Here is a 17,555-nt window from a genome sequence, read left to right as displayed (position 1 = left end):
GGTGCCCGGGGAGACCGGCAGGCCGGTGCGTGCCCGCGGTGGTCAGGCCGGTGCGTGCCCGCGGTGGTGCGGTTCAGCGAGCCGCCGCACGGCGGAGCATCTCCGTCGCGGCGCCGCCGGTCCGCGGTGTCGACTCCTCGTCGCCGCCGAGGACCTCGGTCACGGAGCCCACGCTCGGGCGTCGGCCGCCACGGCCCTCGCCCAGCACCTGCCAGCCGTCACGCGTCATCGTGATGTACGCGCCACAGCGCAGGCCGTGCAACGTGCACGCGTCACGCAGCCCCCACATCCACGCGCCGTCCTCCTCCGTCCACCGCGTGTTCCCCTCGCGGCAGTACAGCAGGACCGCTGTACGCACCGGAGTACGACGGCGCAGGTCGTGCGGGATCACCCGGCGCAGCTGGGAAAGCAGTGCGTTGCGGAACGTCCAGCCGTCGATGGCGTTTTCACGGCGTGTGAACGAGGCGCTGGCACTCAATCGCTCCTCCGGGTCCAGGACGGCCACCACAGCGGTCCGGGGCACCGGCCGGTGGCGCGCGTGCAGCCCGCTGACGACCTCACGGGGATTGCGCAGCAGCGGAATTCCCGCCGCCGCCCACTCCGTGGGTTCCAGCAATCTGGTCGGTCGGTTGACGGAATCGGTGGACCTCTCGAAGCGCATCGATGACGCGGACGTCGATGCGGCCGAGGATGGAGGGAATCCGAAGGTCACGGTCCTCCCTTCGGCTACACGCCCGGACGCGGGCAGGGGCGGACTGGGGGAGCGCACCGCGACATAAGCCCCTACCGGACCACGGGGAGCCACGCGGGGAGCGCTGCCAATTCTTCCCGTCGCGCTGGCGCACGGCAACGAGCAATCGCGGTCCGGTTGCGGTATCTGGCGATGCGTCGTCTATATCCCTGCCCACAGGCAGACTCTTCGACTCCTGAGTCAGCCCTGCACCGCCAGGACCAGCGGCAACACCCCCTCGGCGCCTGCCCGACGGAGCAGCCGAGCGGCCATCGCAAGCGTCCAGCCGGTCTCTGTGTAGTCATCGACGAGCAGCACCGGGCCGCCCGCGCGCGCGAGGGCCTCGGTCAGCTCGGGCTCCAACGTCAACGTGCCCTCCAAGGCACGAAGACGCTGCGCGCTGTTGCTCCGCGGGATGTGCGTCGTGTCGCTGCCCGGCGCGTACGCGATACGCCCCAGGAGCGGCATGCGTCCGACCTGGGCGATGCCCGCACCCAACGACTCGATGAGCTGGGGGCGCGTGTGCGACGCCAGGGTGACGACGCCCACGGGGCGCGGCTGCGCGTCAGGACCTCCGCTCGCCCAGCCGCCAGGCCCCTTCGCCCAGTCGGCCAGGACCTCCACGACGGCTCGGGCGACATCGTCCGGCACCGGGCCGTCCGGCGCCTGGGGCGTGAGCATGGGACGCAGCCGGTTGCCCCAGCCGATGTCCGAGAGGCGGCCGAGCGCCCGCCCCGAGCCCATCTGCTCGCCCGCGGGAATGCGGCCCTTCAGGTCGATGCCGACGGCGGCGAGGCCGGTGGGCCACATCTTCCTGGGCTCCACCTCGACGCCGGGGCGACCCAGCTCGCCCCGCGCCGAGTCCAGGGCGTCCGGGGAGACGGCGGCCTCGAAGCGTGCTCCCGCGCAGTTGTCACAGCGCCCGCAAGGGGCCGCCGCGTCGTCGTCCAGCTGGCGACGCAGGAACTCCATGCGGCAGTCGGTCGTCGTGACGTAGTCGCGCATCGCCTGCTGCTCGGCCTCCCGCTGTTTGGCGACCCACGCATAGCGTTCGGTGTCGTACGTCCACGGCCTGCCGGTGGCGATCCAACCGCCCTTCACCCGGTGCACCGCGCTGTCCACGTCCAGCACCTTGAGCATGGTTTCCAGCCGCGAACGACGCAGCTCCACCAGGGGTTCGAGAGCCGGCAGCGAGAGCGGCCGGTCGGACTGCGCCAGCACATCCAGGGTGCGGCGTACCTGTTCCTCCGGGGGGAACGCGAGCGAGGCGAAGTAACGCCAGATCGCCTCGTCCTCCTTACCGGGGAGCAGCAGTACTTCCGCGTGCTCGACGCCACGTCCCGCGCGCCCCACCTGCTGGTAGTACGCGATCGGCGAGGACGGGGAGCCGAGATGCACGACGAACCCGAGGTCCGGTTTGTCGAAACCCATGCCGAGCGCGGAGGTGGCGACCAGGGCCTTCACCCGGTTTGCCAGGAGGTCCTCCTCGGCCTGCTGGCGATCCACGTTCTCCGTCTTGCCGGTGTACGAGGTCACGGTGTGACCGCACTGGCGCAGATAGGCCGTGACCTCCTCGGCGGCGGCGACCGTGAGCGTGTAGATGATCCCCGAGCCGGGCAGCTCGTCGAGGTGACCGGCAAGCCAGGCCAACCGGTGTGCCGCGTCCGGCAGTTGCAGCACCCCGAGACTCAGGCTCTCGCGGTCGAGCGGTCCGCGCAGGACGAGGGCGTCCGAGCCGCCGCCGGTGCCGAGCTGGTCCGCGACGTCCGCCGTCACGCGGGCGTTGGCCGTCGCCGTCGTGGCCAGGACGGGGACGCCCTGGGGAAGCTCGGCCAGCATCGTGCGCAGGCGTCGGTAGTCAGGACGGAAGTCGTGCCCCCAGTCCGAGATGCAGTGCGCCTCGTCGACGACCAGCAGGCCGGTGGCGGCGGCCAGCTGTGGCAGCACGTTGTCCCGGAAATCCGGGTTGTTCAGCCGCTCGGGGCTGACCAGAAGCACATCGACGTCGCCGGCCGCGACCTCGGCCCGGACGGCGTCCCACTCCTCCGCGTTCGACGAGTTGATGGTGCGGGCGCGAATACCGGCACGCGCTGCGGCTTCCACCTGGTTGCGCATAAGCGCGAGCAGCGGGGAGACGATCACGGTCGGACCGCCGCCGCGCTCGCGCAGCAGCGCGGTCGCCACGAAGTACACCGCGGACTTGCCCCAGCCGGTGCGCTGCACGACGAGGGCACGTCTGTGCTCGGCGACCAGGGCCTCGATCGCGCGCCACTGGTCCTCGCGCAGGCGGGCCGTCCCGCTCGGGTCGGAGACCAGACGCGCGAGTACGGCATCGGCGGCCGTCCGCAGCTCTTCGTTGCTCATGCCCCTATGCAACCCGATGGGACTGACATCGCGCGAACGAGGGCGTCGACCTGTGGACAACTCGTGTCGTGTCCCTGATCGAGGTTATCCACAGCGCGAAACGGAGTTTGCCGATCCGCGGGATGGTCGTCCCATGACGAATCACAGCGAGCCCGCCGGTGCGACCGGTGCGGCAAAGATCACCCTGCGCACGGCCGGTGAACTCGCCGAGGCGCTGCCGTATTTGCTCGGGTTCCGGCCGGACGACAGCGTCGTCCTCGTCGCCCTGCACAAGGGGCGATTCGGCGGCCGGGTGCGCCTCGGCATCCCCGATCGTGCGGAGGACTGGCCGTCCGTGGCGCAACAGATGGCGCGCTGCCTGATCGGCGAATGCGAGCGCCGGGACGGGCGGCCGGACAGCATCGTCGCGTTCCTCTGCCAGGACGCGGCCCCGGGTATGGAGTCCGCGCGACTGATCATGGAGCGGCTGCGCCCTCTCGCCCAGTTCCTGCGCACGGCGTGCGGCAGCCTGGACGTGCCGGTCACGGAAGCGCTGTGCCTCTCGGACGGCAGGTACTGGTCCTACTGCTGCCCGCGCCTCGACTGCTGTCCGCCGGAGGGCAACGTCATCGCCACCGACGGCACCTCGGTCATGGCAGCCACAGCGGCTTACGCCGGTATCCACGTACGCGCGTCGACGCAGGAAGTGCGGGCACGCCTGGCCCCGCTGGAGACGGCACTCGTCGCGGAACAGACGCGGGCGCTCGACGCCGCGGCGATGGACCTCGTGCCGAGGATCTTCGCCGGCGTCTCGCGTGAAGAGGTGGAGGCGGAGACCCTCGACCTGGCACGCCGCGTCATGCGCCGTCTCTCGGACGCGCCGTGCGAGGACGCGGAACTGGAGGCCGACCTCAGGGACGACGAACTGGTTGCGCACGACGAAGCCGCGGCGTTGATCCTCGGCCTCCAGGACCGACTGACCCGGGACCGAGCCGCAGAGTGGATGGAAGGCGCCGAAGCCTCCTGCGCGCTCCGTCTGTGGAGGGCCCTGGCGCGGCGCTGCGTCGGGCCCTACGGAGAACACGCCGCCGCGCCGCTGTCCCTCGCGGGCTGGATCGCCTGGTCGCTCGGTGACACCGTCGAGGCGGACCAAGTCCTGGAGATGGCACTCACCGTCGACCCGCGCTACGTGTTCGCCCGGCTCCTCAACGCGGCACGGGCCGATGGGCTCGATCTGGAACCGGTACGACGTTCGCTGCGCGGCAAGCGGGCCGGTCGGGGTACGGAGCCGACCGCGGAGGGAGCTCGGCCGACCGAGGACGCGGGAGATGTTCGGCCGACCGAGGACACGGACGATGCCGGGAAGACGGGTGGGCCGGCCGACAGGGACCTCGCCGCGGAGCAAGGACGAGTTGGCGCCCCGCTGCCGGGAGGCGCCGTGGACCCGGGGGCGTCCCGGGCGGCCCGCGGTCTGGAAGCCGCGTTGCGGCGACGCGGCGAGCATCGTCACCGGGCGGGCACCAGGCCGCCCCGGGCGGGAGCGCGTGCGCCTCGGCGACCTACGGGAAACCGTCGCGTAGGACGGCCGCGGACCAGGGACGACGGATGAACAGGGCCATGGCCGTCGCCGCGTTCGTGGCTGCGGTCTGTGGTCGAGGGCATCGGTGGTTCGCCGCGCCGTGGCGTTACTTGGAGCGGGGCGACTCCGTTCAACTGTGTGTCGGTAGCGGCGGCCGGGCCCCGTCGGCGCGTCCACCAACCCGGCAGGATGCCGGCGCCTCGCGCGACCGTGCGCGAAAGGAGACCGTTCATGCGGGAGCCGCAGCGGAAGCGGATGACGGACAGAGGCGGCGGCCACCGGCCGGTTGGGTCGCCCGGTGCCGGGTGGTCTTCACCCGGAACCTGGGTGGTGCGCGAGGTAGCGGCGACAGCGGGGGGCACGGTGTCCGGCGCGTTGGCGGCACCGCGCAAGACGGAGGCGTCCGGCATGTTGAGGGTGCCCCGCATGCTTGCGGCGCCTCACGGGTTGGCGGCGCTTTGCGTGCTGGGGGCGTCCCGCATGCTCGTGGCGCCTCGCTCGCTCGCGGCTCCCTTCGCAGGGCGGCAGTCGTGACGGCGAACGTGTCGAGGCAGCCCACGGCGTCACCGCCGGACGGAGGCATGACCTCGCTGCCGGGCGGCCGCCTGCCCGAGCCTTGGCATGAGCGACCGCAGGCTTCCTCGGGCCGCTCCGCCCTCCAGCCCGTTTCGGCGGACCCGGCAGCGATGCCCAGGCGCTCCCTCGAACTTCCACCCACCCACCGGACGCTGATCTGCGTGGCGCTGCCGGGGCTGGCCATCTCCTCCGAGGGCGGGCAGCTGACGACCCAGGGACTCGAGGGCTTCTACCGCGGCGGCCGACGGCTCCTCTCGCGGTGCCGGGTCCGTGTGGCGGGCCGGGAGCCGCTCGCGGTGCACGCGCGCATGGTCTCGGCCGATCGCGCCCGCTTCGTGGGGACCGTGCGCGCAGCTTCGGACGCGGGGCCGGACCCGGACGTCATCGTGGAGCGGATCCGGCACGCCGACGGCACGGAACGCATCACACTCCACAGCTCCGCGGTGCGGCCTCTGCGGCTGCCCCTGGAGGTGTCGCTCGGCACGGACCTGGCCGAACTCGGCGCGGTGGCCGCGGGAAACGCAGGCCGCGAACTGCCCGCGACAGTCCATGACACGGGCATGCGATGGTCGTCCCCGGTCGGCCACACCGTCGTCACGGCGACACCGCCGCCCACGGATGCTCTGGCCTCGGCCGGCCTCCTGCGCTGGGAGTTCGAACTGCCGCCCGGCGGTACGCGGACCGTGGAGCTGAAGGTGGGGGCGGACGGCACCGGGATCGGCAGAGCCGCAGGACACAGCGCGGCCCGCCCCCTCGCCGCGGCGCACGCGCGAGGGGACGACCCGCGCGTGGGACCCCTGCTGCGGACCTGCATCGATGACCTGCAAGCGCTCATGATGCGAGACCCCGCGCACCCGTCGGACGTCTACCTGGCAGCGGGCGCTCCCTGGCGCTGTGGTCCGGCACCGGCCGAGGCGCTCGCGGCGGCCAGGATGGTGCTGCCTCTGGGAACCCGCTTGGCCGGCAGCACGCTGCGAGCACTTGCCCGCACGCAACTGGACGGGGCAGGACCGCAGTTCGGGCGCCTGCCGGGCCCGATGCGACATATGGGTGCGGGACTGCCCCCGAGCTGCACCGGCATCGAGGCCACGCTCCTGTTCCCGGTGCTGCTGGCCGAAGCGAGACGCTGGGGGCTCGCCGAGCAGGAGGTGGCGGAGCTGCTCCCCGCCGCGGAGCGATGCCTGCACTGGTTGCGCACCGCGGCCCGTGAGGGGCCTTTTCTGCCGGATCCCGGCCCGGCAGGGCTGCTGCGCTGTGAGACCCAGGCCCACGCTCACCGGGCAGCGATCCTCGGCGCCGATTTGCTCGACGCGTACGGCAGACCCGGCGCCGCGGAGCTGCGCGAATGGGCGGGGGAGCTGCGGCTGCGGTTCCGTGTGGACTTCTGGGCCGACGACAGGAGCGGTGGCAGACCCGCGGCAGCACGCACCCGGGACGGCCGCCTGATCCCGCAACTGGGCAGTGGCTCCGCCCATCTTCTGGACACCGGGCTTCTTGGAGCCGGCACGTGTGCGCCGGGCCTGTTGGACAAGGTGCAGACCGAGCAACTCGCGCGCCTGCTGGGAGGCCCGGGCCTGGACTCGGGCTGGGGCCTGCGAACCCTGGGAGTGAAGGAGGCGTCGTACAACCCGTTCGGCCATCGCGCGGGGGCCGTGAGCGTGCAGGAGACGGCGGTCGCTGTAGCGGGCCTGGCCGTTGCCGGGTACGAGAAAGAGGCGGCGTCCCTGCTCGGGGGTGTCCTGGCCGCTGCGGAGACCTTCGAGTACCGAATTCCGGAGATGTACGCGGGGGAGCAGCGCGTCGAGGGCAGTACCCCGCTGCCGCATCCCGCCGCCTGCAGACCGGCTGCCGTCGCCGCGGCCGCCGGTGTGCACCTCCTGACCTCCCTCGCGGGTATCCGTCCGGACGCGCCCGCCGGGACGGTGGCGCTGTCCCCGGTGCGCAGCGCGCCGCTGGGTGAGATCGGGCTGACAGGACTGCGGGTGGCCGGGCACGCCTTCTCCGTGCGGGTCAGCAGACTCGGCCTCGCCATGGTCGAGGAGGCCGCGGACGCCCTGCAGTTGGGCGTGTGACCGGAAGCGGCCGACGAGGTGACCGGTGGTGTGGCCGGAATGGCCGGGCCAGGCCGGAGCCGCGTGCGCCGCACCGGGAATTGGAGGAAGCAACGAGCGAAGGGACTGTTTATCGTCAGGCAGACGACTATGATCGTTCCATGTCGCCCTACGACCCGTCGGCTTTCCCGCCCTTCGCTGTCACCGTCGACCTGGTCGTGCTCACCGTGCGCCGTCATGCGCTGTGTGCGTTGGCGGTGCGCCGCGGCGAACCGCCGTTTCAGGGGCGTTGGGCGCTGCCGGGCGGGTTCGTGCGGGACGACGAGGATCTGACAGGGGCGGCGGCGCGTGAGCTGGCCGAGGAGACGGGGCTGTGTGCGCATGACGCGGCCGCGCCCGCTCAGGACAACGGCGCGCACTTGGAACAGCTGGGGACCTACGGAGACCCGAAGCGGGATCCTCGGATGCGCGTCGTGAGCGTCGCCCACCTCGCGCTCGCCCCCGACTTGCCGGCGCCGCGCGCGGGTGGCGATGCGCACAGCGCCCGGTGGGCCCCGGTCGAGGCCCTGCTCCATCAGGGCGGGTACGGGCGGGAGGACGAGCTGGCCGCACCGCTCGCCTTCGACCACGCGCAGATCCTGGCGGACGGCGTCGAGCGGGCCCGATCGAAGATCGAATACTCCTCGCTCGCCACGGCATTCTGCCCGCCGGAGTTCACGGTCGGTGAGCTGCGCCGCGTGTACGAGGCGGTCTGGGGAGTCGCCTTGGATCCGCGCAATTTCCATCGCAAGGTGACCGGAACGCCTGGCTTTCTGGTGCCGACCGGTGGCACCACCACGCGCCAAGGTGGTCGGCCCGCCCAGCTCTTTCGCGCGGGTGGCGCCACGCTGCTCAATCCGCCGATGCTGCGACCGGAGGTCTGACCGGCTCACCGACGCGCGGGGGCGTTCTGTGGCAGCCACGCCCGTGAGCCGCGTCGTCGGCGTGTTGCGACTCCGTAATTCTCAGCGTGTTCCGGTCTTGCATTCAGTAGGGCTGTACTCAGCGAACGTCGTATTCGGTGAACTCCGTATTCGGTGAAGTCCGTATCCGCAGTGGACCAGCTGTCTCCTGGACTCCCCAATTCGCGGACACCCATGGCCGCACCCTGCCCGAAAAGGCAGAAATATAGCGTTATGTTGCTGGAGTACCCACGGGACTCGCCTGCCGCCCGAGCGGTGGACGGGGCCCGGCCGCCGGGCGGTCGCCCATCCTGTGAGAGAAGCGATGATCCAGGCCATCGGACTGACCAGCAACGCCCGTAAGGAGTGCCCGCCCGCGGTCGACGACGTGTCCTTCGAGGCGCACGCGGGCCGTGTCACGGCACTGCTCGGTGCCCACGGAGCCGGCAAGACGACCGTGGTGCGGCTCATGCTCGAACTCCAACACGGCCGTGGGATCACCTACTTCAGGGGCCGTCCCCTGCACCGGCTCGCGCATCCCGCACGTGAAGTGGGCGTCCTGCTCGGCGATGTGCCCGGTCACCCGGCCCGGACGGTCCGGGGCCACTTGCGCATGCTGTGCGCGGCCGCAGGGGTGCCGGTCCAGCGTGCCGATGAAGTTCTCGAGGTCGTGGGTCTGGTGAGCCTGCGAGAACAGCGCCTCGGCACCCTGTCCCGAGGCATGGACCGGCGGCTCGGCCTGGCCTGTGCCCTGCTCCCGGACCCGCACACGCTGGTCCTCGACGGCTCGGCGGACGGACTGTCGACCCGTGAGAACAAGTGGCTGCACGGCATTCTGCGCGCGCACGCGAGCCTCGGCGGCACGGTCCTGTTCACCACGGGCGACCCCAAGGAAGCGGCGCGGACCGCGGACCGTGTCGTCACCCTCGCCGAGGGGCAGGTGGTCGCGGACCAGGAGGTCACCGACTTCGCCCGCACTCGGCTGCGGCCCAGGGTCGCCGTGCGCAGCCCGCATGCCACACGCCTCGGAGTCCTGCTGGCCAAGGAGGCCCGCAATGCCAGGCGCACGGTCGAAGTGGTTCCGGAGGGCGGCAGCCACCTCTCTGTGTACGGCAGCACCTGCGCGGACGTGGGGGAGACGGCGTTCCGGCACAACATCCTGGTGCACCAACTCGCCGACGAGATCGGGGATGCGGGGCCCGCCACGGCGCGGGCCCTCCCCCCGGGTGACAACGCAGACGCCCGCGTACCCACTTCGCCCGAGGCATCCGCGCCCCGCACGGACACCCACATGACCGGCCCAGAGACCCACGACTCCCCGGCTGCCGTCGAGCACGCCGACGCCTTCGCTGCGGCAAGCACCGTCGGGCCCGCCGCTACCCCCGCCGCTACCCCCGCCCCGGCGGGCGCCGCAGAGTCCATCAACGCCCTCGCCCCGACCAGCACGTTCGTGCCCGTCGTCGAGACGGCCCCTCGGACCACAATCCCAGCCGCCGCGTCCGGGCACGGCGCCGAGAGCCACGGTCACCTGCGGCACGGCGCGGCCGGGCCGCAGGCGTCAGCCGCCCCCTCCCTCCTGCCGCCCCCCATCACCGTCGGCTCTGCGCGCAGCCCGCTGCGTCCCCTGCGCTATGAACTGCGCCGCGCGACCGGCATCGCCACCGGATACCTCACCGTCGCGCTCGTGCTCGCCGTGTCCGCGCTCCTCTCCGTGCTGCTGGCCCGTGTCGGGCACACTCCGCAGACCCGCCTGCTCGCGGCCTGGCCGCAGGAACTGCCCCTGCCGCCCGCCGCTCTCGGCGCAGGGCTGCTCGGTGCCTTCGCCTTCGGTGACGAGTTCCGCCATCCCGCACTCGCCGCCGACCGTGGCACCGTTCCGCGCCGACTGGGGCTCCTCGGCGCGAAACTGCTCGTCAGCGCGGCGACCGCCGTCCTCATGGCCGTCCTTGTCGTCGGCTGCGGCGCCGCACTGCTTCACCTCGTATACGGACCGGAACTCACGAAAGTTCCTGCCGACTGGTTGCCGCAGAGCGCGAGTTGGCTGTCGCTCGTCGTGGCGTGCGCCTGGGCCGGAGTCCTCGCGTCCGGAGTGTTCCGGTCCACCGCGGCCGGATTGGCGGCCGTGGTGGCCGTCCCCATCGTCATCGTGCCGCTCGTACAGAAGGCCTTGGAGGGTCCCTCAGTGCGAACGGCGGCGGGCCTTCCGGCCAGGCTGCGTGATCTTGCCCTGGTGCACTGGCCGTTCGGTGCGGAGCGGTTCGTCGCCGCCGCAGTGCGGATGATCACCCAACCTGTGGGCGGGGCAATGATGTTGTCGCTCACCGCTCTGCTCTGCGTATATCTGCTCTTGGTGCTGCGTCCCAGGCTGCGATGACGGCCATCCGGCACCTTCGCGACCTCCGCTGCCCACAACTCCCTCTGTTGCGCCCACTTCTTTCCGATAAGGCGTCAATTGCAGCGAGGGGGGAGATCACCCTTTCGTGTGCTTTTCACCAAAGACCTCAAGGGAGTTGGGGCCGGAGCCGACAACACATTCCGTGAGTACCCTTGCGCACACCATGATGACCGCCGCCCGCTCCGCCGACTCAGGCCTCGCCGGACCGGGTGAACTCGACCGCTACCCCTACGCGGGGTCGCCCGCCGACCGCGTCGGCGCCCCCGTCTGGGACGGCCCGGACCAGGACCTCGGCCGTGTGGGCCGGCGCCCGGCGGGCAGCCGGGGCCGCGGTCTGCATGGTCAACTCGTCCAGCAGTTGGGGCAGATGATCGTCTCCGGGGATTTGGGCGCGGACCGCCCACTGGTGCCCGAGGAGATCGGCCAGCGCTTCGAGGTGTCCCGGACCGTCGTCCGTGAGTCCCTCCGCGTCCTGGAGGCGAAGGGCCTGGTCAGCGCCCGGCCGAACGTGGGCACGCGCGTGCGTCCGGTGAGTGACTGGAACCTGTTGGACCCCGACATCATCGAGTGGCGCGCCTTCGGGCCGCAGCGTGACGATCAGCGTCGGGAGCTCAGCGAGATGCGCTGGACGATCGAGCCGCTCGCCGCGCGCCTCGCCGCCGGACACGGCCGTGAGGACGTGCAGCAGCGCCTCGTCGACATGGTCGAGATCATGGGGCACGCGCTCGGTCAGGGGGACTCGATCACGTTCTCGCGCGCCGACGCGGAGTTCCACTCGCTGCTGATCCAGCTCGCCGGCAACCGCATGCTGGAGCACCTTTCCGGCATCGTCTCCGCGGCCCTTCAGGTCTCCGGCGGCCCCGTCACCGGTTGCGACCGGCCGAACGAGACGGCCATCGCGCATCACGCCCGCATCGCCGACGCGCTCGCCGCGGGTGACAGCTCCGGCGCCGAGACGGCCATGCGGCAGCTGCTGATGGTCCACCCCGAGGTGGACCGCGTGGTGCCTGCGCCGCGCGAGCACTGACCGCCCCGCATCCGTAGCGGAGCGAGGGAGTACGAATTTGGTGTCGCCGGACGGCGCCCCTCCATGTGCCCTGCGCACATGTGGACGGGCGCCGTCCGGCGACGTGGCCGTGGAGGCGTTGCTCGTACGGGGCGGCCGGCTCGTGCGCGTCCCCCATCGGTGGGACGCTCCATCGATGGGACGACTCCCGTCATGACCCACTCCGTCCGTATCCGTCAGTTTTTGACCGAATACGGGGTGTGACTCGGGCCACGCAGATTGGGCGTAACGCTCCTCGGGGCAACGCGATGACCTAAGAGGTGACAGCCGAGGAGGGAATACAGCAGCCGTTCGTGGCGCTGTCCTTCTCCCGGTCCCCGCCCGCGCCGTTGACCCATCCCCAAGTCGACGGTCGTCGGCTCCGGTCCTCACAGGACGGGGCCGGAAGCCGTTTTCCAACGTTCCGAGAGGTTGTTCGTGTCGGCCAGCACATCCCGTACGCTCCCGCCGGAGATCGCCGAATCCGTCTCTGTCATGGCGCTCATTGAGCGGGGAAAGGCTGATGGCCAGATCGCCGGCGATGACGTACGCCGTGCGTTCGAAGCCGACCAGATTCCGGCCACTCAGTGGAAGAACGTTCTGCGCAGCCTCAACCAGATCCTCGAGGAAGAGGGTGTGACGCTGATGGTCAGTGCTGCTGAGCCCAAGCGTCCTCGCAAGAGCGTCGCGGCCAAGAGTCCGGTCAAGCGCACCGCCACCAAGACTGTTGCGGCCAAGACGGTCACCGCCAAGAAGGTCGCTGCCACGACCGCACCCGAGCCGACGGCCACCGAGGCAGGCGCCGAGGAAACCGAGCCGGCCAAGAAGACCGTAGCCAAGAAGACGGTCGCCAAGAAGGCCACCGCAAAGAAGACCGTCGCCAAGAAGACCGCTGCCAAGAAGGCGGGCGGCAAGAAGGACGACGAGGCCTCCGAGGACGAGACGACCGAGGAAACTCCCGCCACGGGCAAGGAGGGCGAGCCCGCCGAGGAGGGCCAGGGCGGTTTCGTCCTGTCCGACGACGACGAGGACGACGCGCCCGCCCAGCAGGTCGCGGCCGCCGGCGCCACCGCCGACCCCGTCAAGGACTACCTCAAGCAGATCGGTAAGGTCCCGCTGCTCAACGCCGAGCAGGAGGTCGAGCTCGCCAAGCGCATCGAGGCCGGTCTGTTCGCCGAGGACAAGCTGGCCAACGCCGACAAGCTCGCTCCCAAGCTCAAGCGCGAGCTGGAGATCATCGCCGAGGACGGCCGCCGCGCCAAGAACCACCTGCTGGAGGCCAACCTCCGTCTGGTGGTCTCCCTGGCCAAGCGCTACACCGGCCGCGGCATGCTCTTCCTGGACCTCATCCAGGAGGGTAACCTCGGTCTGATCCGCGCGGTCGAGAAGTTCGACTACACCAAGGGCTACAAGTTCTCCACGTACGCCACCTGGTGGATCCGTCAGGCGATCACGCGCGCGATGGCCGACCAGGCCCGCACCATCCGTATCCCGGTGCACATGGTCGAGGTCATCAACAAGCTCGCGCGCGTGCAGCGCCAGATGCTCCAGGACCTGGGCCGCGAGCCCACCCCGGAGGAGCTGGCCAAGGAGCTCGACATGACCCCTGAGAAGGTCATCGAGGTCCAGAAGTACGGCCGGGAGCCCATCTCCCTGCACACCCCGCTGGGCGAGGACGGTGACAGCGAGTTCGGTGACCTCATCGAGGACTCCGAGGCCGTGGTCCCGGCCGACGCCGTCAGCTTCACGCTCCTCCAGGAGCAGCTGCACTCCGTGCTCGACACGCTGTCCGAGCGCGAAGCGGGCGTCGTCTCCATGCGGTTCGGTCTCACCGACGGTCAGCCGAAGACCCTCGACGAGATCGGCAAGGTGTACGGCGTGACGCGTGAGCGCATCCGCCAGATCGAGTCCAAGACGATGTCGAAGCTGCGTCACCCGTCGCGCTCGCAGGTCCTGCGCGACTACCTCGACTAGGCGAGCCGCTGTACGGCTCCTCCAGGGCCCGGCACGCCCCCGTTCGCGGGGCGGGGCCGGGCCTTCGGCGTGCGTGGCGCAGCGCGCGTTCTCGCGGTGCGTCGCGCGCGTCACTGAATCACCCTGGGTGTTCCATGGCCACCTAGAGTGAGGAGTTCGAATGCGTCGTCCATTCGCCAGAGCGCTGACCGTGCCGCTGGCCGTGCTGGTCGCGGCGGCCGTGCTGCCCTTGGCCTCATCGGCTCCCGCGGTCGCCGACGAGGGCGTCATCGGCGGCAGCGCCGTCAAGACGTCCGACCATCCATGGGTGGTGGCACTGAGCAGCCGTGACCGGTTCGGGGGAATGCGCTCCGGACAGTTCTGCGGCGGCGTGCTCGTCGCACGCTCGACGGTCATCACAGCGGCGCACTGCATGAGCGAGGAGGTGCTCGGGGTGCCGCGCAACAGGGTGAGCGACCTCAAGGTGATCGCCGGCAGAACCGATCTGCGGACAACGGAGGGCGTCGAGATCCCGCCCAGCAGCGAGTGGATCAACCCGGACTACGACTCCCGGACGAACTCAGGGGATGTGGCGGTCCTCACACTGTCCAAACCGCTGCCCGCCGGTGACGTGCTCCCGATGGCCGAGGAGGGCGATCCGGCCTACAAGGCGGGGACCAAGGCGTCCGTCTACGGATGGGGTGACACGACCGGCACCGGCAAGTACCCGAACACGCTGCGCGCCGCACAGGTGCAGGTGCTCGCCGACGCAGTCTGTGAGCAGGCGTATCCCGGTAACGCGGACGGCACCTACATGGCGAAGACGATGCTGTGCGCGGGAGAGCTGGGCGGCGGCAAGGACGCCTGTCAGGGCGACAGCGGCGGCCCGCTGGTCGCCCAGGGGAAGCTGGTCGGCCTCGTCTCCTGGGGGAGCGGCTGCGGGCGTCCGAAGAGCCCTGGCGTCTACACGAGGGTCTCGGACGTGGTGAAGGTGCTGCAGCAACACGGCTGACCTGGATACGAGGACGGGCGGTCACCCCTTGGTGGAGGGGTGGCCGCCCGATCACCGGCCTGATGCCGGAGCTGGCTCGTCGTGGATGCGAGGCGTCAGCGTTCCTCGGTTTCAGCACTTTCCGGAACGGCGGTGAGCCGCTCCGTCTCGTCCTGTATCTCAGCGGCGATCTTCTTGAGTTCCGGCTCGAACTTGCGTCCGTGGTGGGCGCAGAAGAGCAGTTCACCACCGCTGATCAGAACGACGCGCAGGTATGCCTGGGCGCCGCAACGGTCACAGCGGTCAGCCGCCGTCAGCGGGCTCGCGGGGGTCAGAACAGTAGTCACGTCGCCTCTTCTCTAGCTCGACGAGCTGTCGTACCAGGGTCAACATCCAACCAGGCCGAAAACGTTCCCGCTCGCGGCTTTTCCTCGAAAATTTTCTTCGAGACCGGCTGTCTGCTGCCGGGTGGCGGCGAATGTGCCGTATTGCGTCTCTTACGTGTCTTACGGGTTCGCGCGATCCATCAGGTCGGTCGTCCCCGGCTGGCTTGCCGGTTGTTCATGAGGACGTGCCCGGAGCCTAAATGGTTCATGCCTGGAAGGGAACGTGATGTGGGCTTCACTCCTTCGAGCGATCGAACACGCATACGACGGTGGACTAGTCTGGTCAGACGTGAGGGTGGCGGTACAACGGCTCTACCAGGCCTCGGTACCCTCTGACGGGTGACCGACGCCGGCCCTTTACCCACAAGGGCCTCATCTGAAATTCAGCGAGGAGCGAACCGCGTGACCGCCGACACGTCCGTGCCGTCCACAGCGTTGCTGACCGGAGCAGACCGGGACGGTTCCAACTACACCGCGCGGCACCTTCTCGTCCTCGAGGGGCTCGAAGCCGTACGCAAGCGTCCCGGCATGTATATCGGCTCGACCGACAGCCGTGGCCTGATGCACTGCCTCTGGGAGATCATCGACAACTCTGTCGACGAGGCTCTCGGCGGATTCTGTGACCACATCGATGTGATCCTGCACGACGACGGCTCCGTGGAGGTGCGGGACAACGGCCGCGGCATCCCCGTGGACGTGGAGCCCAAAACCGGCCTTTCCGGGGTCGAGGTCGTCATGACCAAGCTCCACGCGGGCGGCAAGTTCGGAGGCGGCTCGTACGCGGCCTCCGGCGGTCTGCACGGCGTGGGCGCCTCCGTGGTGAACGCGCTGTCGGCGCGTCTCGACGTGGAGGTGGACCGTGGCGGGCACGTGCACGCCATCAGCTTCCGGCGCGGTGTCCCCGGCGCGTTCTCCAAGCCCGGGCCGGACGCGCCCTTCGACTCCTCCGCTCGGCTGAGCAAGACCAAGAAGGTCCCGAAGAACCGCGTCGGCACCCGCATCCGCTACTGGGCGGACCGGCAGATCTTCCTCAAGGACGCCAAGCTCTCGCTGGAGCACCTGCACCAGCGTGCGCGCCAGACCGCCTTCCTGGTGCCGGGACTGACCATCGTCGTGCGGGACGAGCTCGGTCTCGGCGAGGGCGGCAGCAAGGGCGAGGAGAGCTTCCGCTTCGACGGCGGCATCAGCGAGTTCTGCGAGTACCTGGCCCAGGACAAGCCGGTCTGCGACGTCCTCCGCTTCACGGGGCAGGGCAGCTTCAAGGAGACCGTCCCCGTACTCGACGAGCACGGCCAGATGACGCCGACCGAGGTCACCCGTGAGCTCGGCGTCGACATCGCGATGCGCTGGGGCACCGGCTACGACACGAACATCAAGTCGTTCGTCAACATCATCGCCACCCCCAAGGGCGGCACCCACGTCGCCGGCTTCGAGCGCTCGCTCACAAAGACGGTGAACGAGGTCCTGCGCACCCAGAAGCTGCTGCGGGTCGCCGAGGACGACGTCATCAAGGACGACGCCCTGGAGGGCCTCACAGCCGTCGTCACGGTGCGCCTGGCGGAGCCGCAGTTCGAGGGCCAGACCAAGGAGGTCCTCGGTACCTCGGCGGCCAACCGGATCGTGGCCAACGTCCTGGCCAAGGAGCTCAAGGGCTTCCTGACCTCCACCAAGCGCGACGCCAAGGCCCAGGCCCGCGCCGTCATGGAGAAGGCCGTCGCTGCCGCGCGCACGCGCATTGCGGCCCGTCAGCACAAGGACGCGCAGCGTCGTAAGACGGCCCTGGAGTCGTCGTCGCTGCCCGCGAAGCTGGCGGACTGCCGCAGCGACGACGTGGAGCGCAGCGAGCTGTTCATCGTCGAGGGCGACTCGGCGCTCGGCACCGCCAAGCTCGCGCGCAACTCCGAGTTCCAGGCGCTCCTGCCGATCCGCGGAAAAATTCTCAACGTACAGAAGTCGTCCGTCTCGGACATGCTGAAGAACGTCGAGTGCGGCGCGATCATCCAGGTCATAGGAGCCGGGTCCGGCCGGACCTTCGACCTCGACGCGGCGCGTTACGGAAAGATCATCCTGCTCGTCGACGCCGATGTCGACGGTGCGCACATCCGCTGCCTGCTGCTGACGCTGTTCCAGCGCTACATGCGGCCCATGGTCGAGGCCGGCCGCGTCTTCGCCGCCGTGCCGCCCCTGCACCGCATCGAACTGGTCCAGCCGAAGAAGGGCCAGGACAAGTACGTGTACACGTACTCGGACCGCGAGCTGCGGGAGACGATCCTGGAGCTCCAGCGCAAGGGCGTGCGCTACAAGGACTCGATCCAGCGCTACAAGGGGCTGGGCGAGATGGACGCCGACCAGCTGGCCGAGACCACGATGGACCCGCGGCACCGCACACTGCGCCGCATCAACATCGGCGAGCTGGACGCCGCCGAGCAGGTCTTCGACCTGCTGATGGGCAACGACGTGGCGCCGCGCAAGGAGTTCATCAGCAGCTCCGCGGCGACGCTCGACCGCTCGCGCATCGACGCGTAGCTCCGTGCGGCTCCACCCCTGGGTGGAGCCGCACGATCC

At 70.2% G+C, this 17,555-nt stretch carries 11 protein-coding genes; 8 read left to right on the top strand and 3 right to left on the bottom strand.

Going from position 1 to position 17,555, the window contains the following annotated elements:
- Positions 1-73: 73 nt before the first annotated feature.
- On the bottom strand, positions 74-712 hold the full coding sequence (locus ABD366_RS30500; RefSeq protein ID WP_324769116.1) for a hypothetical protein: 639 nt from the start codon (positions 710-712) through the stop codon (positions 74-76).
- 219 nt (positions 713-931) lie between these two features.
- On the bottom strand, positions 932-3,094 hold the full coding sequence (locus ABD366_RS30495) for a RecQ family ATP-dependent DNA helicase (protein ID WP_324769117.1): 2,163 nt from the start codon (positions 3,092-3,094) through the stop codon (positions 932-934).
- A gap of 133 nt (positions 3,095-3,227) precedes the next feature.
- Here ABD366_RS30495 and ABD366_RS30490 point away from each other — a divergent pair, with 133 nt between their 5' ends.
- The 7 genes from ABD366_RS30490 to ABD366_RS30460 all read left to right on the top strand — a co-directional run bounded on the left by ABD366_RS30490 (position 3,228) and on the right by ABD366_RS30460 (position 14,625).
- Complete coding sequence (locus tag ABD366_RS30490; protein ID WP_324769118.1) at positions 3,228-4,682, top strand: DUF4192 domain-containing protein; 1,455 nt, start codon at positions 3,228-3,230, stop codon at positions 4,680-4,682.
- A gap of 656 nt (positions 4,683-5,338) precedes the next feature.
- Complete coding sequence (locus ABD366_RS30485) at positions 5,339-7,300, top strand: glycogen debranching N-terminal domain-containing protein (RefSeq protein WP_324769119.1); 1,962 nt, start codon at positions 5,339-5,341, stop codon at positions 7,298-7,300.
- 140 nt (positions 7,301-7,440) lie between these two features.
- Complete coding sequence (locus ABD366_RS30480) at positions 7,441-8,202, top strand: NUDIX hydrolase (protein ID WP_324769121.1); 762 nt, start codon at positions 7,441-7,443, stop codon at positions 8,200-8,202.
- 343 nt (positions 8,203-8,545) lie between these two features.
- Complete coding sequence (locus ABD366_RS30475; protein ID WP_324769123.1) at positions 8,546-10,594, top strand: ABC transporter ATP-binding protein; 2,049 nt, start codon at positions 8,546-8,548, stop codon at positions 10,592-10,594.
- 163 nt (positions 10,595-10,757) lie between these two features.
- Positions 10,758-11,642 carry a FadR/GntR family transcriptional regulator gene (locus ABD366_RS30470; RefSeq protein ID WP_324769125.1) on the top strand — a complete coding sequence of 295 codons (885 nt, stop codon included), beginning with the start codon at positions 10,758-10,760 and terminating at the stop codon, positions 11,640-11,642.
- A gap of 456 nt (positions 11,643-12,098) precedes the next feature.
- On the top strand, positions 12,099-13,634 hold the full coding sequence (locus ABD366_RS30465; RefSeq protein WP_324769126.1) for an RNA polymerase sigma factor: 1,536 nt from the start codon (positions 12,099-12,101) through the stop codon (positions 13,632-13,634).
- Positions 13,635-13,794: 160 nt separating this feature from the next.
- A complete protein-coding gene (locus tag ABD366_RS30460; protein WP_324769127.1) occupies positions 13,795-14,625 on the top strand; it encodes a serine protease in 831 nt (276 codons plus the stop codon).
- Positions 14,626-14,720: 95 nt separating this feature from the next.
- Here ABD366_RS30460 and ABD366_RS30455 read toward each other — a convergent pair whose 3' ends face one another.
- A complete protein-coding gene (locus tag ABD366_RS30455; protein WP_324769128.1) occupies positions 14,721-14,951 on the bottom strand; it encodes a DUF7455 domain-containing protein in 231 nt (76 codons plus the stop codon).
- Between the two features lie 441 nt (positions 14,952-15,392).
- Here ABD366_RS30455 and ABD366_RS30450 point away from each other — a divergent pair, with 441 nt between their 5' ends.
- Positions 15,393-17,516, top strand: coding sequence for a DNA gyrase/topoisomerase IV subunit B (locus ABD366_RS30450; protein ID WP_324769130.1), 2,124 nt, complete (start codon positions 15,393-15,395; stop codon positions 17,514-17,516).
- Positions 17,517-17,555: the final 39 nt, after the last annotated feature.

This window comes from Streptomyces kunmingensis, assembly GCF_039533535.1.
GTDB lineage: Bacteria > Actinomycetota > Actinomycetes > Streptomycetales > Streptomycetaceae > Streptomyces > Streptomyces kunmingensis.
Note: the sequence above shows the minus strand (reverse complement) of the source record. Positions and strands in the feature narration are given on the sequence as shown.

What these genes read in the sequence shown, in the direction of transcription:
- ABD366_RS30495 (WP_324769117.1), bottom strand. Translation starts at nt 3,094, where the DNA reads ATGAGCAACGAAGAGCTGCGGACGGCCGCCGATGCCGTACTCGCGCGT.
- ABD366_RS30490 (WP_324769118.1), top strand. Translation starts at nt 3,228, where the DNA reads ATGACGAATCACAGCGAGCCCGCCGGTGCGACCGGTGCGGCAAAGATC.
- ABD366_RS30485 (WP_324769119.1), top strand. Translation starts at nt 5,339, where the DNA reads ATGCCCAGGCGCTCCCTCGAACTTCCACCCACCCACCGGACGCTGATC.
- ABD366_RS30480 (WP_324769121.1), top strand. Translation starts at nt 7,441, where the DNA reads ATGTCGCCCTACGACCCGTCGGCTTTCCCGCCCTTCGCTGTCACCGTC.
- ABD366_RS30475 (WP_324769123.1), top strand. Translation starts at nt 8,546, where the DNA reads ATGATCCAGGCCATCGGACTGACCAGCAACGCCCGTAAGGAGTGCCCG.
- ABD366_RS30460 (WP_324769127.1), top strand. Translation starts at nt 13,795, where the DNA reads ATGCGTCGTCCATTCGCCAGAGCGCTGACCGTGCCGCTGGCCGTGCTG.